Raw genomic sequence first — 22,120 nt, 5'->3', positions numbered from 1 at the left:
CTACTTTTATTATACCATAACATACTTTCATTATCAAAGTATGTCAGTTTTTCCTTTTTACACATACTAAAATGGGAAAAGTGATATAATGGTAAGAAGAGGTGAAGAAATGAATCAAACTGTAGAATATATTAAAGAACTAACTGCTATCGCATCGCCAACAGGTTTTACCCGTGAGATTACTGATTATTTAGTTGAGACACTTGAAAAGTTAGGCTATCAACCTGTCCGTACTGCCAAAGGTGGTGTCAACGTTACTGTTAAAGGTAAAAATGATGAACAACAACGCTATGTGACTGCCCATGTGGATACTCTGGGAGCTATCGTTCGCGCTGTTAAACCAGATGGTCGTCTTAAAATGGACCGTATTGGAGGATATCCTTGGAACATGATTGAGGGAGAAAACTGTACCGTTCATGTGGCTAGCACAGGTAAGACTGTTTCAGGTACGATTTTAATCCACCAGACTTCTTGTCACGTCTATAAGGATGCTGGAACTGCGGAACGTACGCAGGACAATATGGAAGTACGTTTGGATGAAAAAGTGACCAACGAAAAAGAAACACGTGCACTCGGTATCGAGGTTGGAGACTTTATCAGTTTTGACCCACGAACTGTGGTGGCTGATTCAGGCTTTATCAAATCGCGTCATTTGGATGATAAGGTCAGCGCAGCAATTCTCCTAAATCTCCTCAAAGTCTACAAAGAAGAAGGAATTGAGCTTCCAGTTACTACGCATTTTGCTTTTTCAGTCTTTGAAGAAGTGGGGCATGGTGCTAACTCAAGTATCCCTAGTCAAGTTGTCGAATATCTGGCAGTAGATATGGGAGCGATGGGAGATGACCAGCAGACGGACGAGTACACAGTCTCTATCTGTGTCAAAGATGCTTCTGGTCCTTACCACTATGAATTCCGTCAACATTTAGTTGCTTTAGCTGAAGAGCAAGACATTCCGTTTAAACTAGATATCTATCCATTTTACGGTTCGGATGCTTCTGCAGCGATGTCAGCTGGAGCAGAGGTTAAGCACGCTCTTCTAGGAGCTGGTATTGAGTCTAGTCATTCTTATGAGCGTACTCATATTGATTCTGTAGTGGCTACTGAGCGTATGGTAGATGCTTATCTCAAGAGTGACTTGGTGGAATAAGATGTGCTTGATTTGTGATCGAATTGAATTGATTAAGGCAGGGGAAAATCCCTACTTTGTCAAGGAATTAGAAACTGGCTATGTTGTCATCGGAGACCACCAGTATTTTGAAGGCTACACTCTATTCTTAGCCAAGGAACATGTCACAGAATTGCATCATCTACATCCAACTGTCAAATTCCGCTTTTTAGAGGAAATGAGTCTGGTTCAGGAAGCTGTCTCTAAGGCTTTTACTGCTGAAAAGATGAATGTAGAGTTGTTGGGAAATGGAGACGCTCATGTTCACTGGCATATTTTTCCAAGACGAGCTGGTGATATGAAAGGGCACGGTCTAAATGGACGTGGTCCAGTCTGGTGGGTTCCTTGGGAAGAAATGGTCGCTGAGGAATATCACGTTAAAGATCGGAGACTGGAAAACTTGATTGCGACATTATCAGAAACTTTAAACCAGATAGTAAAATGAAAGGATTAAAGATGAAGAAAAGATATCTTGTATTATCAGGATTATTAGCCTTGACATTAGCGGCTTGCTCACAAGAAAAGCCAGCAACTTCAGAAACTCAGACTTCAACGGAAGAAAAAACTGTCCAAGAAGGAACTGCGGGAAGTAAGTCTCAGGTAGCTAGTCAAAAGAAAGCAGAAGTAGTAGACAAAGGAGATCACTACAGCATTCAAGGCAAGTACGATGAGATTGTTGTCGCTAATAAGCATTATCCTATGTCAAAAGACTATAATCCAGGGGAAAACCCTACCGCTAAAGCAGAACTGTTGAAACTCATTGCAGCTATGCAACAAGCAGGATTCCCGATTAGCGACAACTATAGTGGTTTTAGAAGTTATGAAACTCAAACTCAGCTTTATCAGGACTATGTCAACAAAGACGGAAAGGCAGAGGCTGACCGCTATTCTGCTCGGCCTGGTTACAGTGAACACCAAACTGGCCTTGCCTTTGACCTAATTGGAACAAATGGAGATTTAGTGACTGAAGAAAAGGCTGCCCAATGGCTTTTGGACCATGCGGCTGACTATGGCTTTGTCGTCCGTTATCTCAAAGGTAAGGAAAAGGAAACGGGTTATATGGCCGAGGAATGGCACCTTCGCTACGTCGGCAAAGAAGCCAAAGAAATCGCTGCAAGTGGCCTCAGTCTGGAAGAGTATTATGGCTTTGAAGGTGGAGACTATGTTGATTAGTCGCAAAACATCTTGCAAGAATGCTTGAAATTTGATAAAATATTTAGTAATTAAATAGGAATCTGCAAGACTAGTAACTCAAGGGAAGTATATCAGGGAGGAGAGCCGTGACTGAAAGCTCTCTATATGAAAACTGGGTGAATTCACTTGCGCAAGGATTCGGAAATAAAGGTCTGACTTGTCAGATGAAAACGGATGGTACCGCGTGTCAACGCTCCGAGTGGAGTTTTTGACATGTGGTTTTCTTTTTATCTTACGAGAGACTGATGGAGGAATTATGTCAACTATTGAAGAACAATTAAAAGCGCTTCGTGAAGAAACGCTAGCTAGCTTGAAGCAGATTACTGCTGAAAATGAAAAAGAGATGCAAGAATTGCGTGTCTCAGTCCTTGGGAAAAAAGGGTCACTGACCGAAATCCTTAAAGGGATGAAAGACGTTTCTGCAGAAATGCGTCCTGTTATCGGAAAACACGTAAACGAGGCTCGTGATGTCTTGACAGCTGCCTTTGAAGAAACAGCTAAGCTCTTGGAAGAAAAGAAAGTCGCAGCTCAACTAGCAAGTGAGAGTATTGATGTGACTCTTCCAGCTCGTCCAGTTGCGACTGGTCACCGTCACGTTCTTACACAAACTAGTGAAGAAATTGAAGATATTTTCATCGGTATGGGTTATCAAGTTGTGGATGGATTTGAAGTAGAACAAGACTACTACAACTTCGAACGTATGAACCTTCCAAAAGACCACCCAGCCCGTGATATGCAGGACACTTTCTACATCACAGAAGAAATCTTGCTCCGTACCCACACGTCTCCAGTTCAGGCGCGTGCGATGGATGCCCATGATTTTTCTAAAGGTCCTTTGAAGATGATCTCACCAGGACGTGTATTCCGTCGTGATACAGACGATGCAACCCACAGTCACCAATTCCACCAAATCGAAGGTTTGGTTGTAGGGAAAAACATCTCTATGGCTGATCTTCAAGGAACTCTTCAGTTGATTGTGCAAAAAATGTTTGGTGAAGAGCGTCAAATTCGTTTGCGTCCATCTTACTTCCCATTTACAGAGCCTTCTGTTGAGGTTGATGTTTCATGCTTCAAGTGTGGTGGAGATGGCTGTAACGTTTGTAAGAAAACAGGTTGGATCGAGATTATGGGTGCCGGAATGGTTCACCCTCGTGTCCTTGAAATGAGTGGGATTGATGCAAGTGTTTACTCTGGTTTTGCCTTTGGTCTTGGTCAAGAGCGTGTAGCTATGCTTCGTTATGGAATCAACGATATCCGTGGATTCTACCAAGGCGATGTCCGCTTCTCAGAACAGTTTAAATAAGATTGAAACCTGAAACACAGTCCTATACAGTACTAATCATCTTCTCTCAATGAGAAATGGTGAGGACTACCTCAAAGAAAAAGAAAGGAATTGAAAAGGTCTCTCTTACTGGGATCTTACAATCAGAATTATGTTAGTATCTTATAAATGGTTAAAAGAATTGGTGGACATTGATGTGCCATCACAAGAGTTGGCTGAAAAAATGTCAACCACAGGGATCGAAGTAGAAGGTGTGGAATCACCTGCTGCTGGTCTCTCAAAAATTGTCGTCGGAGAAGTCCTGTCTTGTGAAGATGTGCCAGAAACACACTTGCATGTCTGCCAAGTCAATGTGGGTGAAGAAGAAGCCCGTCAAATCGTCTGTGGAGCACCAAATGTGCATGCAGGCATCAAGGTCATGGTGGCTCTTCCAGGTGCTCGTATCGCAGATAACTACAAGATTAAAAAAGGGAAAATCCGTGGCTTAGAGTCACTCGGGATGATCTGTTCACTTGGTGAGTTGGGCATTTCTGACTCCGTTGTACCAAAGGAATTTGCAGATGGGATCCAAATCTTGCCTCAAGATGCTGTTCCAGGAGATGAAGTCTTCTCTTACCTAGACTTGGATGATGAAATCATCGAGCTTTCTATCACTCCAAACCGTGCAGACGCTCTTTCTATGCGTGGGGTAGCGTACGAAGTAGCAGCGATTTATGACAAGGCAGTTAACTTTAAAGAATTTGCTCTTTCAGAAACAGACCAAGCTACAGCCGATGCTCTTTCTGTCAGCATTGACACAGACAAGGCGCCTTATTATGCAACTCGTATCTTGGACAATGTGACCATCGCACCAAGTCCACAATGGTTGCAAAACCTCCTCATGAACGAAGGCATCCGTCCGATTAATAATGTCGTCGACGTGACCAACTATATCTTGCTTTACTTTGGTCAACCAATGCATGCCTTTGACTTGGATACCTTTGAAGGGACTGACATCCGTGTGCGTGAAGCGCGTGCTGGTGAAAAATTAGTAACCTTGGATGGTGAAGAGCGTGAGTTAGAAATAAATGACCTCGTAATCACTGTCGCTGATAAACCAGTAGCCCTTGCAGGTGTTATGGGTGGTCAAGCTACAGAAATCTCTGAAAAATCTAGTCGTGTCGTCCTTGAAGCTGCTGTTTTCAATGGCAAATCTATCCGTAAGACTAGTGGTCGCCTCAACCTTCGTTCAGAATCTTCTTCTCGCTTTGAAAAAGGCATCAACGTGGCAACTGTCAATGAAGCCCTTGATGCGGCAGCGAGCATGATTGCAGAGCTTTCAGGAGCAACTGTTCGTAAGGGGATCGTTTCAGCAGGTGAGCTTGACACTTCTGATGTGGAAGTTTCTTCAACTCTTGTTGACGTCAACCGTGTCCTCGGTACAGAGCTTTCCTACGCCGATGTAGAAGATGTCTTCCGTCGTCTTGGATTTGGCCTTTCTGGAAATGCTGACAGCTTCACAGTAAGAGTTCCACGTCGCCGTTGGGATATCACTATCGAAGCGGATCTCTTTGAAGAAATCGCTCGTATCTACGGTTATGACCGCTTGCCAACTAGTCTTCCAAAAGACGATGGGACAGCAGGTGAGTTAACAGCGACACAAAAACTCCGTCGTCAAGTTCGGACTATTGCTGAAGGGGCTGGATTGACTGAAATCATCACCTACGCTCTTACAACTCCTGAAAAAGCGGTTGAGTTTACGATTCAGCCAAGTCATTTAACAGAGCTCATGTGGCCAATGACTGTGGACCGTTCTGTTCTCCGTCAAAATATGGTTTCAGGTATCCTTGATACAGTTGCCTACAACGTAGCACGTAAGAATAAAGACTTGGCTCTTTATGAGATTGGAAAAGTCTTTGAACAAACTGGTAATCCAAAAGAAGACTTGCCAAACGAAATCAATAGCTTTGCCTTTGCTTTGACAGGTTTAGTCGCTGAAAAAGACTTCCAAACAGCAGCAGTTCCTGTTGACTTCTTCTATGCTAAGGGAATTTTGGAAGCTCTCTTTGCTCGCTTGGGTCTTGAAGTGACTTATACAGCAACTTCTGAAATTGCTAGTCTTCACCCAGGACGTACAGCCTTGATCTCACTCGGTGACCAAGTCCTTGGTTTCCTCGGTCAAGTACATCCTGTTACAGCTAAGGCTTACGATATTCCAGAAACTTATGTGGCAGAGCTCAACCTTTCAGCTATCGAAGCAGCTCTTCAACCAGCCGCTCCATTTGTGGAAATCACCAAATTCCCAGCGGTGAGCCGTGATATCGCCCTTCTCCTCAAGGCAGAAGTGACTCACCAAGAGGTGGTAGATGCCATCCAAGCAGCTGGCGTGAAACGTTTGACAGATATCAAACTCTTCGACGTCTTCTCAGGTGAAAAACTAGGAATCGGTATGAAGTCTATGGCCTACAGCTTGACCTTCCAAAATCCAGAAGATAGCTTGACTGACGAAGAAGTCGCACGTTACATGGAAAAAATCCAAGCTTCACTTGAAGAAAAAGTCAATGCAGAAGTGCGTTAAAAGTCTAAAATCCATCCTGAGGGATGGATTTTTTTGTCTTTGTCAATGCCGAATATTGGAAAGAAAAATAAATGTGAATTTTATTATTTTTGGTATGAAAAAATCCAAGCAAATTCTACTAATAAAAATGTACATAAATCCTTGTAATGCCCCAAAAAAGGAGTATAATGAGGGTAAGATTAGTAGGAGGTGGAACATGTTAGAAGTCCGCAATCTTGAAAAAAGCTTTGGTCCTAAGCAAGTCTTGTTTGGCGTTGACTTTCAAGCTCAGCCTGGAAGAATTTTAGGTCTAGTTGGGAAAAATGGAGCTGGGAAAACAACCATTTTTCATAGTATTTTGAAATTTTTAGAATATCAGGGAGAGATTCAGTTTGATGGTCAGGAAATTCGTCAGGAAACCTATGCTCGGATTGGCTATCTACCCGAAGAACGTAGTCTCATGCCTAAATTGACAGTTCTCGAACAAGTGCGCTATCTTGCAACCTTAAAAGGCATGGATGCAAAAGAAGTCAAAGAAAAACTCCCTCAATGGATGGAAAAACTGGAAGTCAAGGGGAAACTGACAGACAAGATTAAGAGCCTCTCAAAAGGGAATCAACAAAAGATTCAGCTAATCATTACTTTAATGCATGAACCAGATTTGATTATCCTAGATGAACCTTTTAGTGGTCTAGATCCAGTCAATACCGAATTGCTTAAGCAGGTCATCCTCAAAGAAAAAGAACGTGGTGCAACCATTATCTTCTCTGACCACGTCATGACCAATGTCGAAGAGCTATGCGATGATATTCTTATGATTCGTGATGGGCGTGTCGTCTTGCATGGACCAGTCCAAGATGTTCGTAATCAATACGGCAAAACGCGACTCTTTGTTGCAAGTGAAAAGAGTCAGGAAGACTTGGAAAACCTCCCACATGTCATTCATGCTAGCTTGACCAAGCAGGGAATTTGGAAGCTTATTCTAGATGACGAAAATGCTGGACAGGAGCTCTTTGCTATCTTGACTCAAGGACACTATATCGCGACCTTTGATCAGCAAGCTCCGACAATTGATGAAATCTTTAAACTAGAATCAGGGGTGGAAGTATGAGAAATATGTTGGTTGTAATCAAAGAAACCTATCTGCGTCATGTTAAATCCTGGAGTTTTTTCTTTATGGTAATCTCGCCATTTCTCTTTATCGGCTTGTCTGGAGGAATTGGGTATCTCCAAGGTTCCTCTCTAGCTCAAAATAATAAAGTAGCAGTAGTTAGTTCGGTCCCTGCTGTAACAGAGGAGCTCAAATCGACAAATGGCATTAACTTTGATTATAAGGATGAAGCTAGTGCCCAAGAAGCCATCAAGGATGAGAAAATAAAAGGTTATCTGACCATTGATCAAGAAGATAGTGTACTTAAGGCGGTCTATTATGGAGAGACTTCACTAGAGAGTGGCATTAAATTAGCTGTGACTGCTAAGTTGAATGAACTTCAATCCCAACTCAACCGTTCAGAAGCAAATTTGTCTCAGGAACAGGAAAAACGTTTGGCGCAAACAATTCAATTCACAGAGCAGATAGATGAAGCCAAGGAAAATAAAAAGATGGTTCAGACCTTTGCGGCTGCAGGACTAGGTTTGTTTCTTTATATGATTTTGATTACCTATGCTAGTGTCACTGCTCAAGAGGTAGCTAGTGAAAAAGGAACAAAAATTATGGAAGTGGTATTTTCAAGTATTCGTGCTAGCCATTATTTCTACGCACGGATGATTGCCTTACTTCTTGTCATTTTGACTCATATTGGTATCTATATTGTAGGCGGACTTGGAGCAATCTTATTCTTTAAAGATATGCCCTTATTAGCAAATTCAGGTATTTTAAACCACTTAGGAGAATCCTTTTCAGTCAATACCTTATTGTTTGTCTTAGTCAGTCTCTTTATGTATGTGGTTTTGGCTGCCTTTCTAGGTTCGATGGTTTCTCGGCCTGAAGACTCTGATAAAGCCTTGTCGCCTTTGATGCTTTTAATTATGGTAGGATTTATTGGAGTAACTGCCTTAGGAACATCTGGAGATAATTTGGTTTTGAGGATTGGCTCATATATCCCATTTATCTCAACTTTCTTTATGCCTTTTAGAGCTATTAATGGTTATGCAAGTAGTTTAGAAGCATGGATTTCGCTTGCTATAACAGTCATTTTTGCAGTAACTGCAACAGTCTTTATCGGCCGTATGTATGCTAGCTTAGTTCTTCAAACAGATGACTTAGGCATCTGGAAAACCTTTAAACGAGCTTTGAGCTATAAATAAAGTAGTGGACCTGAGAGTGTATCTCCCAGGTCTTTCAATTAGCTGAAATATTTCACATTAATTTCTTCTAAACCTTTGACTAATAACGAAAATTATCGTACAATAAAGAGTACATGATAAAATGAGACCAGAGTTTATATGCTCTGGCGTTAGTAGTAAAAAATGAGGAGAAACGCTTTGGAATTAGAAGTATTTGCTGGGCAAGAAAAAAGTGAACTATCTATGATTGAGGTGGCTCGTGCCATCTTGGAACTCCGTGGTCGCGATCACGAAATGCATTTTAGCGATTTGGTTAATGAAATCCAAAACTATCTTGGTACCTCTAATAGCGATATTCGTGAAGCACTACCTTTGTTCTATACAGAATTGAACTTTGACGGTAGTTTTATCTCACTTGGAGATAACAAATGGGGTCTTCGTTCATGGTATGGAGTAGATGAAATTGATGAAGAAATCATTGCTCTTGAGGAAAGTGACGATGAAGAAGTAGCACCTAAAGCTAAGAAAAAACGCGTTAATGCCTTTATGGACGGAGATGCTGATGCCATTGATTATGGCGCAGATGATCCAGAAGATGAAGATGCCTACGAAGAAGATCCAGCTCTTTCTTATGATGATGAAAATCCAGATGATGAGAAGAACGAAGTAGAAGCATACGACGCTGAAATCAACGAAATTGCACCAGATGATCTTGGAGAAGATGTCGATCTTAATGAAGAAGATGACGAAGATTCTGAGGACGAAGAAGAATAATACAAAAAAGCAAGGGAAATTTCCTTGTTTTTTTAATGATTGTTCATACTTGAAGGTAAGATACTAAAATCTGATAGTCAATTTGATTTGACAAATGAGTCGAATTGAGGTAAGATATTGTTCGGGCACCTCTTTTAGAGGTCGGAGCTCCCTAGTTATTAGGGAGCTATTTTTGTTTTTCCGGGAATTTTTATCCTGGATTGTGGTTATTGATGAAGGTCTTGTTTCCTATCTCCCCTATTAGTGAGCAGGACTTGAGCATTTTAGAAAGAGGAATCTATGTCTACGAAATATATTTTTGTAACTGGTGGAGTGGTGTCGTCTATTGGGAAAGGTATCGTTGCAGCGAGCCTTGGACGTCTTTTAAAAAACCGTGGTTTGAAGGTGACCATTCAAAAATTTGACCCTTATATCAATATAGACCCAGGGACCATGAGCCCATATCAGCATGGGGAAGTCTTTGTAACTGATGATGGGGCTGAGACAGATTTGGACTTGGGTCACTATGAACGTTTCATCGATATCAATCTTAACAAATACTCAAACGTGACAACTGGTAAAATCTACAGCGAAGTTCTTCGTAAGGAACGTCGTGGAGAGTATTTGGGTGCAACTGTCCAAGTTATTCCTCATATCACAGATGCCTTGAAAGAAAAAATCAAGCGTGCTGCTTTAACGACAGACTCTGATGTTATTATTACAGAGGTTGGGGGAACTGTCGGTGATATCGAGTCCCTTCCATTCTTAGAAGCTCTTCGTCAGATGAAGGCAGATGTGGGTGCAGATAATGTCATGTATATCCACACAACCTTGCTTCCTTACCTCAAGGCAGCTGGTGAAATGAAAACCAAACCAACTCAACACTCTGTCAAAGAATTGCGTGGTTTGGGAATCCAGCCTAATATGCTGGTTATCCGCACTGAAAAGCCAGCTGGACAAGGGATTAAAAATAAACTAGCCCAGTTCTGTGATGTGGCACCAGAAGCAGTTATTGAGTCCTTGGACGTGGATCATCTTTACCAAATCCCACTTAATCTGCAAGCACAAGGCATGGATCAAATTGTCTGCGACCATTTGAAGATTGATGCACCTGCCGCAGATATGACAGAATGGTCAGCTATGGTTGATAAGGTTATGAACCTCAAAAAACAAGTCAAGATTGCACTTGTTGGTAAATATGTCGAGTTACAAGATGCTTATATCTCTGTAGTTGAAGCTTTGAAACACTCTGGTTATGCCAATGATGCAGAAGTGAAGATTGATTGGGTTAATGCCAATGATGTGACAGCTGAAAATGTGGCAGAACTCCTATCGGACTCTGACGGAATCATCGTTCCAGGTGGTTTTGGTCAACGTGGGACAGAAGGTAAGATTCAAGCGATTCGCTATGCGCGTGAAAATGATGTACCAATGTTGGGAGTCTGCTTGGGAATGCAATTGACTTGTATCGAGTTTGCCCGTCATGTTTTGGGACTTGAAGGAGCTAATTCAGCAGAGCTTGATCCTGATACAAAATATCCGATCATCGATATCATGCGTGATCAGATTGATGTTGAGGACAAGGGGGGAACCCTTCGTTTGGGACTTTATCCTTCTAAGTTGAAACGTGGTTCTAAGGCAGCAGCAGCTTATCATAACAAAGAAGTGGTCCAACGTCGCCACCGCCACCGTTATGAGTTTAACAATGCTTTCCGTGAACAGTTCGAAGAAGCAGGTTTTGTCTTCTCAGGTGTTTCACCAGACAATCGCTTGGTCGAAATTGTTGAAATCCCAGAAAACAAATTCTTTGTGGCTTGTCAGTACCATCCAGAACTTTCAAGTCGTCCAAATCGTCCAGAAGAACTTTACACTGCTTTTGTAACAGCAGCTGTTGAAAATAGTAAATAGTAGAATAAACCTTTGAGAGTCATCTCAGAGGTTTTTATTTGTTTTCAGTATTATGAAAATCTGGAAAATCGGCTCTGAATTTGGTAAGATAAGATTATGGATTTTGAAAAAATTGAACAAGCATATACCTATTTACTAGAAAATGTCCAAATCATTCAAAACGATTTGGCGACAAGCTTTTATGATGCCTTGATTGAACAAAATGGGATCTATCTCGATGGTCAAACCGCTCTGGAGCAAGTCAAAAAAAATAACCAGGCCTTAAAACGTTTGGCACTTCGAAAAGAGGAGTGGTTACGGACCTATCAATTTTTGTTAATGAAGGCAGCGCAAACAGAACCTCTTCAAGCAAATCACCAGTTCACACCGGATGCGGTTGGTCACTTGATGATTTTTATCATTGAACAACTTTTCCCTGCTGAAAATGTGAGCTTATTGGAATTGGGATCTGGGATGGGAATTCTTGGAGCTAGTTTCTTAACGTCTATGAACAAAAAGATAGATTACCTGGGAATAGAACTTGATGACCTCTTGATTGACTTGGCGGCAAGCATGGCAGAAGTAATGGATCTTCAAATGGGCTTTGTCCAAGGAGACGCAGTGCGTCCACAAGTATTAAAAGAAAGTGACATCATTGTGAGCGACCTGCCTGTCGGTTACTATCCAGATGATCAGACAGCCTCACGTTATCAAGTAGCGGCTAAGAATGAACATACTTATGCTCATCATTTGTTAATGGAACAATCACTCAAGTATCTTAAAACAGGTGGTTATGCGATTTTTCTAGCTCCAACGGACCTCTTGACGAGCCCTCAGAGTGAACTTTTAAAATCATGGCTGACTGAAAAAGCCCAACTAGTAGCAATCATAGCTTTACCAGAGGATCTCTTTGCACACGGAGCTCAGTCTAAAACAATTTTTGTTCTACAGAAGAAGACGGGAGAAGGGATTGAACCATTTGTTTATCCACTTACGAGTCTTCGTGACCCTGAAATTTTGATGGAATTTAAGGAAAATTTTCAAAATTGGTGTCAAGAACATGAAATCTAATATAAATTTTGATATAATAGTTGAAAACGCTTAAAAAAGGGGAAACATTATGACAAAAACCATTGCAATTAACGCTGGAAGCTCAAGCTTGAAATGGCAACTCTACCAAATGCCAGAAGAAAAGGTACTTGCAAAAGGTTTGATTGAGCGAATCGGATTGAAGGATTCTGTTTCTACAGTTAAATTTGATGGTCGTTCTGAAGAACAAGTTCTTGATATTGAAAACCATACCTTAGCTGTTAAGATTTTGCTTGATGACTTGATTCGTTTTAATATTATTAAATCTTATGATGAGATTACTGGTGTTGGACACCGTGTCGTTGCAGGTGGTGAGTACTTCAAAGAGTCTACAGTTGTTGAAGGCGATGTCTTGGAAAAAATTGAAGAGCTAGGACTTCTTGCTCCATTGCACAACCCTGCAAATGCTGCTGGTATTCGTGCCTTCAAAGAATTGTTGCCAGATATCACAAGTGTAGCGGTCTTTGATACATCATTCCACACAACAATGCCAGAAAAAGCATACCGTTATCCATTACCAACTAAGTACTATACAGAAAACAAAGTTCGTAAATACGGTGCACACGGAACAAGTCACCAATATGTTGCTCAAGAAGCAGCAAAACTATTGGGCCGTCCACTTGAAGAGTTGAAATTGATCACGTGCCATATCGGTAATGGTGCTTCTATCACAGCTGTTAAAGGTGGTCAATCAATCGATACATCAATGGGATTCACTCCACTTGGTGGTGTTATGATGGGAACTCGTACAGGGGATATTGACCCAGCTATCATTCCTTATTTAATGCAATATACAGAGGACTTTAACAAGCCTGAGGATATCAGTCGTATTCTTAATCGTGAGTCAGGATTGCTGGGTGTTTCAGGCAAGTCTAGTGATATGCGTGATGTGATTGCTGCAATGGAGGCAGGGGATCATGATGCTGCTTTGGCCTTTGAAATGTATGTTGACCGTATCCAAAAACATATTGGCCAATACTTGGCAGTCCTAAATGGAGCTGATGCTATCATCTTTACTGCTGGTGTTGGTGAAAATGCAACGCTTGTCCGTGAGAAAGTCATCTCAGGTATTTCTTGGTTTGGTTGTGATGTAGATTCAGAGAAAAATGTTTTTGGTGTAACTGGAGACATCTCTACAGATGCTGCAAAAATTCGTGTTCTTGTCATCCCAACTGATGAAGAACTTGTTATTGCGCGTGATGTGGAACGTTTGAAAAAATAAACGATAAGAAAATCGACCTTCTCGATAGAGAGGTCGATTTTTATGTTGTTGACGAGTGTTTACCATTTGGTAAGCGAAACCTCACCACTGTTGAGCCAGATTTTTGCACCAGTTGCTAATTCTATCTGCAGTTGGCCCTGATCCGAAATGTCACACGCTTTTCCCGTGATTATTTCTTGATCTTTTTTGAAGGAAATTTCTTTTCCTAAAACAATTGATTGCTTTTTATAAAGGTAAAGCAGCTCATCAGCCTCTGTTTCGTAGAAACATTTCCAGATTTCTGCAATCAACTCGTTGCGAGTGATTGGGCTATTTTGAGAGAAGAGACTTCCAGCTTTCCCTTGTAAGTTTTTTGGGAAATCAGCAATAGAAAAGTTGATACCAACACCAATAATAACATCTGTGACAAGGCCGGTTTCGACAGAAGTGATGGCTTCAGTTAGAATACCGGCTATTTTTTTCTGATTTAGATACAGATCATTTACCCATTTGATGTCTAAATCAATCAAGCTCAAATTTTTAACAGCCTTATAAATAGCAGCTGAAGTTAAGAGTGTATAAGCTGGTAAATCTAGATAAGAAAGATTGGGTTTGAGGTGGAGAGACATATAGATTCCCCCTTTGTCTGGAGAGTAGTAGGGGCGTTGAAATCGACCACGGCCCATCGTTTGGCTAGTTGAAAGGTAGAGTGTATCTCCTTTGGCACCAGCTTCCATAGCCTCCTTGGCATCACTCTGGGTTGATTTGGTGATAGGTTTATATTGAACAGTAATGGGGCTGTTGTTTTCGATTTCTTGAGGTAAGATTAGGTCACCATGAAGAAGTTTGTAACCACGGTTTTTGATGCTGTCAATTTCTAAACCTTCTTGTTGGAGGCGTTGGATAGCCTTCCAAACAGAGGTGCGAGAGAGGTTTAATATTTCAGCGATTTTCTCTCCGCTTAAATAATCTGTTTCATGAGCTAAGATTTTGTAAACTTCTTGGTAGGATTTCATACTAGGTCCTTTCTGAAACAACTAGATTTATTGTACCATATTTTTAAAAAAGGATGCGTGGTTTAAGAGATATCTTCACCCACTATAAAATTTTACCTAGTTTTAGTTAGGGTGCCATGGACAAAGTGGTTTTCAAATCATTTGAAAAATGGTAAAATGTTTTAATAGTTTATATATCTGTGCATTATAGCGCAGAGAGAAAGGATCTGTTGTGAAATCAATAGGTATTATTGAAAAATTGAAAGGCTTGTCTAAGCAAGAACTAGTCTTGCTAGCAGTTATTCTAAGTATTTTCTTGCCTTTTTATATTTTCATCATCATTTTTATCGCTTATTTAATAGGTCTAATTTTTACAGGAGAAATGAAGGGAATTCTAAAACGACTCTCTAATCATGCCATTTTGCTTTTATTTATTGGCTATAGTGGTGTTATCTCTCTTTTAGCTCAAAATGTGATGGGGATGGTTTCCACTTTAGGAATGTTCCTCTTTGCAATTTTCTTTTATTATTACCAAGCTCATTTAACCCCTAAGTTTTTCAGATTAGTATTGCAATCGGTTATGTCGCTTAGTGTGCTAGCATCAGTTTTCGCAGCTTTAGAGCACTTTCAGATTGTAAAGAAATTTGATTATACTTTCTTATCACCTAAGATGCAGGTCTGGCATCAGAACCGTGCAGAGGTAGCCTTCTTTAATCCTAATTATTATGGGATTATCTGTTGTTTCTGTATTATGATTGGATTTTACTTAATTAGTACAACTAAATTGAGATGGTTGAGAATTTTCTCAGTGATCGCGATTTTTGCGAATTTGTTTGGACTCAACTTTACTCAAAATAGAACAGCTTTTCCAGCCATTATCTTTGGTGCGATTATTTATCTTTTCACAACCATTAAAAACTGGCGTGCCTTCTGGCTCAGTATTGGAGTATTTGGTGTTGGTCTAGCCTTCCTCTTCTCGAGTGATTTGGGAGTTCGAATGGGAACGCTCGATTCATCTATGGAAGAACGAGTATCTATCTGGAATGCGGGTATGACCTTATTCAAACAAAACCCCTTCTGGGGTGAGGGTCCCCTAACCTATATGCACTCTTACCCTCGTATTTTTGCTCCTTATCATGAACATGCTCATAGTATTTACATTGATACGATATTGAGTTACGGTGTAGTAGGGACGGTATTATTAGGGATTGCCTCTTCAGACCCAATCCGAAAATTAATCGATATGAGTCAGGAGCCGAGCAAGCGTCCGATTGTTGGTCTTTATCTTTCGTTTTTAACAGTAGTTGCTGTGCATGGAATTTTTGATTTGGCCCTCTTTTGGATTCAATCCTCCTTCATCTTCCTTTTGGTAATGTGTAGTTTGCCATTAAAACATAGTATGATTGGAGAGTTTGTTGAATAAACAAAAAGATAGTAGAAATGAGATTTTCTACTATCTTTTTTATTATTGAATAGCTTGAAGTAAATCTTCAGCTTGCTTTTCTAGAGAAGCAGCGACGCTATCTTCAAGGACTAATTGACCATCTGCCCAGGCAGAATCATTAACACGGGCTGCTGTAAATTCACCAACAACTTGTGTACGGATAAATGGCAAGAGGTCTTTGTAAATTGCAAAGAGTTGATCATGACCTGCATTAGCTACAGAAGATACCGTAACAATCTTATCTTGAAGAGCAGATGCTCCACGAGTGTCAGATAAGTCAATTGCGCGTGAAAGCCAATCTAGTAAGTTTTTTACAGTCCCTGGAATTGAGAAGTTGTAGACTGGAGAGAAGATCCAGATAGCATCAGCAGCTTGAACTGCTTCACGTGCAGCTGCAACAGTTGGAAGTGTAGGAACTTCAAGATCTTGGCTAAAGAGAGGAATAGCTGAGTAGTCAAGGTAGCTAACCTCAGCCTTACCTGCAAGAGCTTTTTCGGCTTCTAGTGCCATTTGGTGGTTGAATGAACCTTCGCGTAATGAACCAACGATAAATAATACTTTTTTAGACATAGGATGTCTCCTTTTAATTTTATTCAGATTTGCTCTGTTGTTACAATATATGTTACAACAAAGCAAAATCATTTGCAAGAAATTTGCTCAAAATATAAAAAGTATTAAATTTGAAGCTATCAATCATGAGATTGTAGATAAAGAAAAGCCTATAGCTCAATAGTTGGAGCTTATATTTGAATGCCTGAAAGTAGGTTAGAGTTCAAGAATCTCCCCCTTAATTCACTTGTAATTCACTAGGATAGATGGTAAAATAGACGAGTGAAAAAGAGACAAAAAAAAGAAAAAAATTCCCTATTATTTCAGTATACTATTGGCCTAACCTTGCTGGCTCTAGTTGTGACTTCTTCCTTTCTCTATTTGGTATGGCTTAGTATGAAACCTTATCAAACTGCAAAAGTCGAAGGGGAAAAACTTGCCAAGCAGTATGCAAATCTAGAAATGGTTAGCCAGGTTGATATCTTCAATGGTTTAGAAAGCTATTATAGTGTTTTTGGTCAAGATAAGAATCAGAAACCAGTTGCTGTCTTAATAGAGAAAAGTAGCAATAATATTTACGTATATCAACTAGAAAATGGTACTTCTCAAGAAAAAGCAGAAGCAGTTGTCAGAGAAAAAGGAGCAACTGAGATCGACAAGATTACTTTCGGGCGGTACGCTGATAAGCCCGTCTGGGAAATCGAGTCTGGAGGAGACTATTATCTAGTAGATTTTGAATCTGGTAGCCTAATCGAAAAGGAGAAGCTATGAAACTATCCAAGCGTGTATTAGAAATGGAAGAAAGTGTCACTCTGGCTAGTGATGCAAGAGCAAAGAAGTTAAAGGCTGAAGGAAAAGATGTTCTTTTCTTAACTTTAGGTCAGCCCGATTTTCATACTCCTGAAAATATTCAAGATGCTGCTGTTGCGGCTATTCGAGATGGACGAGCTTCTTTCTATACGGTAGCTTCAGGTTTGCCTGAGTTAAAAGCAGCAGTCAATACCTATTTTGAACGTTATTACGGTTATTCTGTGGCGGCAAACGAAGTCACTTTTGCTACAGGTGCCAAGTTCTCTCTCTACACTTTCTTTATGGCTGTGATTAATCCAGGTGATGAGGTCATTATTCCAACACCTTACTGGGTTAGCTATGGGGATCAGGTTAAGATGGCAGAAGGTGTTCCAGTCTTTGTTCAAGCCAAGGAAGACAATCACTTTAAAGTGACGGTAGACCAATTAGAAGCAGCTCGCACAGGTAAGACCAAAGTTTTGGTTCTTAACTCACCCTCTAATCCGACTGGAATGATTTATTCTCGTGAGGAACTCTTGGCCATCGGAAACTGGGCAGTTGAACACGATATTCTCATTCTTGCAGACGATATTTATGGTCGTTTGGTCTATAATGGGAATGAGTTCGTCCCAATCTCAAGTCTGTCAGAAGCTATTCGTAAACAAACCATTGTCATCAATGGAGTGTCTAAGGCATACGCTATGACTGGTTGGCGTGTTGGTTATGCAGTAGGTGATCCAGAAATTATTGCTGCTATGAGCAAATTGACTGGTCAAACAACTTCAAATTTGACAGCAGTGTCTCAATATGCAACGATTGAAGCGCTAACTGGACCTCAAGATTCTGTAGAAATCATGCGCCAAGCCTTTGAAGAGCGTTTGAATACTATCTATCCACTCTTGTGTGAAGTTCCTGGCTTTGAGGTTGTCAAACCACAAGGAGCTTTCTATCTCTTCCCAAATGTCAAAAAAGCCATGGAGATGAAAGGTTATACCGATGTAACAGCATTTACAACGGCCATCCTTGAAGAGGTGGGGCTAGCCTTGATAACAGGAGCTGGATTTGGAGCACCAGAAAATGTCCGCCTCAGCTATGCGACAGACTTGGAAACTCTTAAGGAAGCCATTCGTCGTTTGCACCAATTTATGGAAAAATAAGAAGCTTAACCTCTGTCTTAATAACGGAGGTTTTTGTAGCTAAAAACTTATGAATTTCTATCAAACTAGCTAGCTATCAGCCATTATTTGTGGTACAATAATGAGTAATAATGTCTTTGGACAAGTTAAACGAATAAAGGAAGATAAATGATGACAAAACGTGTAACAATTATCGAAGTAAAAGACTACGTTGGCCAAGAAGTGACTATCGGTGCTTGGGTTGCTAACAAGTCAGGAAAAGGGAAAATTGCTTTCTTGCAATTGCGTGATGGAACAGCCTTTTTCCAAGGTGTAGCTTTTAAACCAAACTTTATCGAAAAATTTGGAGAAGAAGTAGGTCTTGAAAAATTTGACACCATCAAACGCCTAAGCCAAGAAACTTCTGTTTTTGTGACAGGGATTGTTAAAGAAGACGAGCGTTCTAAATTTGGGTACGAGTTGGATATTACAGACATCGAAGTTATCGGTGAATCTCAAGATTACCCAATCACTCCAAAAGAACACGGAACAGACTTCTTGATGGACAACCGTCACTTGTGGTTGCGTTCTCGCAAACAAGTAGCTGTCATGCAAATCCGTAATGCTATTATCTATGCAACTTATGAGTTCTTTGATAAAAATGGCTTCATGAAGTTTGATAGCCCAATTCTTTCAGGAAATGCGGCGGAAGATTCAACTGAATTGTTTGAAACGGACTACTTTGGAACACCAGCCTACTTGAGCCAATCAGGTCAGCTTTATCTGGAAGCTGGTGCTATGGCCCTTGGTCGTGTCTTTGACTTTGGTCCAGTATTCCGTGCTGAAAAATCTAAGACTCGTCGTCACTTGACTGAGTTCTGGATGATGGATGCTGAGTATTCATACTTGACACATGATGAGTCACTTGACTTGCAAGAAGCTTATGTAAAAGCTTTGCTTCAAGGTGTTCTTGATCGTGCCCCTCAAGCCTTGGAAACCTTGGAACGTGATACAGAGCTCTTGAAACGCTACATTGCAGAGCCATTCAAACGTATCACTTACGATGAAGCCATTGATCTCTTGCAAGAGCATGAAAATGATGAAGACGCTGACTATGAACATCTCGAGCATGGAGATGACTTCGGCTCACCACACGAGACTTGGATTTCAAACCACTTTGGTGTACCAACCTTTGTCATGAACTACCCAGCAGATATCAAGGCCTTCTATATGAAGCCAGTCCCTGGTAACCCAGATCGCGTACTTTGTGCAGACTTGCTCGCACCAGAAGGTTACGGAGAAATCATCGGTGGCTCCATGCGTGAGGAAGATTACGATGCCCTTGTAGCGAAGATGGAATCTCTTGGTATGGATCGTACAGAGTATGAATTTTACCTTGACCTTCGTAAATACGGTACAGTTCCACACGGTGGATTTGGTATCGGTATCGAACGTATGGTAACCTTCGCAGCTGGTACAAAACACATCCGTGAGGCTATTCCATTCCCACGTATGTTGCACCGTATCAAACCTTAATAGCCATAAAAACGCCGTCTGGCGTTTTTATACTCTTCGAAAATCAAATTCAAACTACGTCAGCTTCACCTTGCCGTACTCAAGTACAGCCTGCGGCTAGCTTCCTAGTTTGCTCTTTGATTTTCATTGAGTATTACTTTAAATGAAAGAGGTAGAGAAAATGTAGGCAACTCTCAGTAAGTCTTTTAGAAACAATCATATTACATATTGAAAGAGAGAAAACAATGTTTAAAAGAACTTACAAAGGTAATATTCCACTCCTAGCAGGACTGGAATTTACATCTTATTTTGGAATTACCAGTTTTTGGATTTTATTTTTCATTCAGAATGGTCTTTCCTTGTTGCAAATCGGTCTATTAGAGAGTATCTTTCATGGGACAAGTCTCTTATGTGAAATCCCATCTGGTATGTTGGCCGATCGATTTAGCTACAAGACCAATCTCTATTTGGCTCGCTTGGCCAGTATTGTATCCTCTATCTTGATTTTGTTTGGTCAGGGGAATTTTTGGATCTATGCTCTTGCCATGATGGTCAGTGCTTGGTCCTATAATTTTGACTCGGGAACCAGCACCGCTTTCTTATATGATTCTGCGGTTGAAGCGGGTCAAAAGGACCGATATCTTCAGATTTCGAGCTTTTTGTCTGGTGTGGCAGAAGTTACCCGAACCCTAGGTACAGTTGTGGCAGGCTTCTTTATTCACGGAGCATTGGCTTGGACTTATCTAATTGCTATTGGATTATCTTTTCTTTCTATAATCTTGATTTATTTGATGAAAGAACCAATGGCTAAGAGAGAAAAAAATGAAAGCTTAACCTTTAAAACGATTGTCCTGCAAGTTCGAAAAGAATGGCATGAAAAACCAGTACTCTTTTATTGGATGATGACTTATCAGCTAGTCGGAACACTCATGTGCATGTTTTACTTTTACTATCAGCAGAAAATAAGTGACTTAGCAGGATGGCAGGTTTCACTGGTCATGCTGATTGGTAGTGGCTTAAATCTTATAGCAGTTTATGTAGCTAGTCAAATCGGTAAAAAATGGAATAGCAATCGAGTTTTTCCGACTCTTGTTGCACTAACGGGCTTGGCCTTACTATTGGTATTTTTTGGAACTCCCTTTGCTTTTCTTCTCGTCTATCTTTTAACCGATATACTCTATGCAGTTTATCAACCAATCTATTTTAATGACTTACAAGGCTATTTACCGTCCAGTGTAAGAGCAACTATGCTTAGTATCAATTCCATGCTCTTTAGTTTATCTATGATTGTCATTTTCCCACTGACAGGTTGGTTGATTGATCGTTGGGGTCTTGTAGCTGTCTTTTTAGTTCTAGGCCTTATCTTACTATTAACCTATCCTATCTTAAGAATTGGTCTAAAAAGGATGGGCAAGCTATTAAATCAGGACTTAATAACTGAATAAAGCATGAAACCCTATTTGCCCAAAGAGCCTTCTTGTGATAAAATAACAAGAAGAAAAGGAGAAGAGCATGATTGATGTAGAAGAAATTCTAAGCAAGATGAATCCCAATCAAAAGATTAACTATGACCGTGTTATGCAAAAAATGGTTCAAGTTTGGGAAAAAAATGAAGAAAGACCAACTATTCTCATGCACGTCTGTTGTGCTCCCTGTAGCACTTACACTCTAGAGTATTTGACCAAGTATGCGGATGTGACCATCTATTTTGCAAATTCAAATATCCATCCAAAAGCTGAGTATCACAAGCGTGCCTATGTGACCAAGAAGTTTGTCAGTAATTTCAATGAGCGAACTGGCAATAAGGTCCAATACCTAGAAGCTCCTTATGAACCAAATGAATATCGTAAACTGGTTCGAGGTTTGGAAGAAGAACCTGAAGGCGGGGACCGTTGCAAGGTCTGTTTTGATTATCGTTTGGACAAGACAGCACAAGTGGCTATGGACTTAGGATTTGACTACTTTGGCTCAGCCCTAACCATCAGTCCTCATAAAAATTCACAAACCATCAATAGTATCGGGATTGATGTGCAGAAAATCTACACCACTCACTATCTTCCCAGTGATTTTAAGAAAAATCAAGGTTATAAACGCTCTGTAGAAATGTGTGAAGAGTACGACATTTATCGCCAATGTTACTGTGGCTGTGTCTATGCAGCTCAAGCTCAAAATATTGACTTGGTGCAGGTCAAGAAGGATGCGACAGCCTTTATGGTAGATAAGGATATAGAGAAAGATTATTCCCACATCAAATTTACTGTTACGAAGTTAGATATTTAAAGGAAAACCTGCCTCAAGGCAGGTTTTTTGCTTATAAAAA

General features: G+C 40.5%; 19 protein-coding genes. 17 read left to right on the top strand and 2 right to left on the bottom strand.

Annotated features, from left to right (window positions below; all coding sequences use genetic code 11):
* Positions 1-109: 109 nt before the first annotated feature.
* From NMM19_RS01375 to NMM19_RS01325, 11 genes are all read left to right on the top strand, one after another.
* Positions 110-1,147 (top strand): M42 family metallopeptidase, encoded by a 1,038-nt coding sequence (locus NMM19_RS01375; RefSeq protein WP_049494258.1) that lies wholly within the window; start codon positions 110-112, stop codon positions 1,145-1,147.
* 1 nt (position 1,148) lies between these two features.
* Positions 1,149-1,610 (top strand): HIT family protein, encoded by a 462-nt coding sequence (locus NMM19_RS01370; RefSeq protein WP_049494184.1) that lies wholly within the window; start codon positions 1,149-1,151, stop codon positions 1,608-1,610.
* A gap of 11 nt (positions 1,611-1,621) precedes the next feature.
* The gene (gene ldcB / locus NMM19_RS01365; RefSeq protein ID WP_178895348.1) at positions 1,622-2,338 is read left to right on the top strand and encodes an LD-carboxypeptidase LdcB/DacB; all 717 of its coding nucleotides are present in this window, start codon (positions 1,622-1,624) and stop codon (positions 2,336-2,338) included.
* A gap of 277 nt (positions 2,339-2,615) precedes the next feature.
* Positions 2,616-3,662 carry a phenylalanine--tRNA ligase subunit alpha gene (gene pheS / locus NMM19_RS01360; protein WP_178895347.1) on the top strand — a complete coding sequence of 349 codons (1,047 nt, stop codon included), beginning with the start codon at positions 2,616-2,618 and terminating at the stop codon, positions 3,660-3,662.
* A 130-nt stretch (positions 3,663-3,792) separates the two neighbouring features.
* A complete protein-coding gene (gene pheT / locus NMM19_RS01355; RefSeq protein WP_254729674.1) occupies positions 3,793-6,198 on the top strand; it encodes a phenylalanine--tRNA ligase subunit beta in 2,406 nt (801 codons plus the stop codon).
* Positions 6,199-6,394: 196 nt separating this feature from the next.
* Complete coding sequence (locus NMM19_RS01350; RefSeq protein ID WP_178895345.1) at positions 6,395-7,288, top strand: ABC transporter ATP-binding protein; 894 nt, start codon at positions 6,395-6,397, stop codon at positions 7,286-7,288.
* Positions 7,285-8,484 carry an ABC transporter permease gene (locus NMM19_RS01345; RefSeq protein WP_254729672.1) on the top strand — a complete coding sequence of 400 codons (1,200 nt, stop codon included), beginning with the start codon at positions 7,285-7,287 and terminating at the stop codon, positions 8,482-8,484. The genes NMM19_RS01350 and NMM19_RS01345 overlap by 4 nt, the downstream gene beginning before the upstream one ends.
* A 177-nt stretch (positions 8,485-8,661) precedes the next feature.
* Entirely contained in the window at positions 8,662-9,237 is a 576-nt protein-coding gene (rpoE, locus tag NMM19_RS01340; protein WP_006150244.1) for a DNA-directed RNA polymerase subunit delta, read from the top strand.
* 279 nt (positions 9,238-9,516) lie between these two features.
* Positions 9,517-11,124, top strand: coding sequence for a CTP synthase (locus NMM19_RS01335; RefSeq protein ID WP_178895343.1), 1,608 nt, complete (start codon positions 9,517-9,519; stop codon positions 11,122-11,124).
* A gap of 96 nt (positions 11,125-11,220) precedes the next feature.
* Positions 11,221-12,174, top strand: a complete 954-nt coding sequence (locus NMM19_RS01330; RefSeq protein ID WP_178895342.1) for a class I SAM-dependent methyltransferase — start codon at positions 11,221-11,223, stop codon at positions 12,172-12,174.
* Positions 12,175-12,223: 49 nt separating this feature from the next.
* Complete coding sequence (locus NMM19_RS01325) at positions 12,224-13,414, top strand: acetate kinase (RefSeq protein ID WP_178895341.1); 1,191 nt, start codon at positions 12,224-12,226, stop codon at positions 13,412-13,414.
* Between the two features lie 59 nt (positions 13,415-13,473).
* On the opposite strand, the gene birA is transcribed toward NMM19_RS01325, so the two are convergent.
* Positions 13,474-14,409: a bifunctional biotin--[acetyl-CoA-carboxylase] ligase/biotin operon repressor BirA gene (birA, locus tag NMM19_RS01320; RefSeq protein ID WP_178895340.1), complete on the bottom strand. Its 936-nt coding sequence runs from the start codon at positions 14,407-14,409 to the stop codon at positions 13,474-13,476.
* 211 nt (positions 14,410-14,620) lie between these two features.
* Here birA and NMM19_RS01315 point away from each other — a divergent pair, with 211 nt between their 5' ends.
* Positions 14,621-15,811, top strand: coding sequence for an O-antigen ligase (locus tag NMM19_RS01315; RefSeq protein ID WP_178895339.1), 1,191 nt, complete (start codon positions 14,621-14,623; stop codon positions 15,809-15,811).
* 42 nt (positions 15,812-15,853) lie between these two features.
* Here the strand turns inward: NMM19_RS01315 and NMM19_RS01310 are convergent, their stop codons facing one another.
* Positions 15,854-16,402 (bottom strand): NADPH-dependent FMN reductase, encoded by a 549-nt coding sequence (locus NMM19_RS01310; protein ID WP_178895338.1) that lies wholly within the window; start codon positions 16,400-16,402, stop codon positions 15,854-15,856.
* 261 nt (positions 16,403-16,663) lie between these two features.
* On the opposite strand from NMM19_RS01310, the gene NMM19_RS01305 reads away from it, so the two are divergent.
* From NMM19_RS01305 to NMM19_RS01285, 5 genes are all read left to right on the top strand, one after another.
* On the top strand, positions 16,664-17,152 hold the full coding sequence (locus NMM19_RS01305; RefSeq protein WP_178895337.1) for a DUF5590 domain-containing protein: 489 nt from the start codon (positions 16,664-16,666) through the stop codon (positions 17,150-17,152).
* Positions 17,149-18,327, top strand: coding sequence for a pyridoxal phosphate-dependent aminotransferase (locus NMM19_RS01300; protein ID WP_178895336.1), 1,179 nt, complete (start codon positions 17,149-17,151; stop codon positions 18,325-18,327). The genes NMM19_RS01305 and NMM19_RS01300 overlap by 4 nt, the downstream gene beginning before the upstream one ends.
* Positions 18,328-18,474: 147 nt before the next feature.
* Entirely contained in the window at positions 18,475-19,821 is a 1,347-nt protein-coding gene (asnS, locus tag NMM19_RS01295) for an asparagine--tRNA ligase (protein WP_178895335.1), read from the top strand.
* A gap of 224 nt (positions 19,822-20,045) precedes the next feature.
* On the top strand, positions 20,046-21,245 hold the full coding sequence (locus tag NMM19_RS01290; RefSeq protein WP_178895334.1) for an MFS transporter: 1,200 nt from the start codon (positions 20,046-20,048) through the stop codon (positions 21,243-21,245).
* A gap of 67 nt (positions 21,246-21,312) precedes the next feature.
* On the top strand, positions 21,313-22,080 hold the full coding sequence (locus tag NMM19_RS01285; RefSeq protein WP_178895333.1) for an epoxyqueuosine reductase QueH: 768 nt from the start codon (positions 21,313-21,315) through the stop codon (positions 22,078-22,080).
* The last annotated feature ends 40 nt before the right edge of the window (positions 22,081-22,120 follow it).

The organism is Streptococcus sp. CF8_St5-17 (genome assembly GCF_024295665.1).
Classification (GTDB): Bacteria; Bacillota; Bacilli; order Lactobacillales; family Streptococcaceae; genus Streptococcus.
The sequence above is the reverse complement of the archived record's forward strand: the minus strand, read 5'-3'. Positions and strand labels throughout refer to the sequence as shown.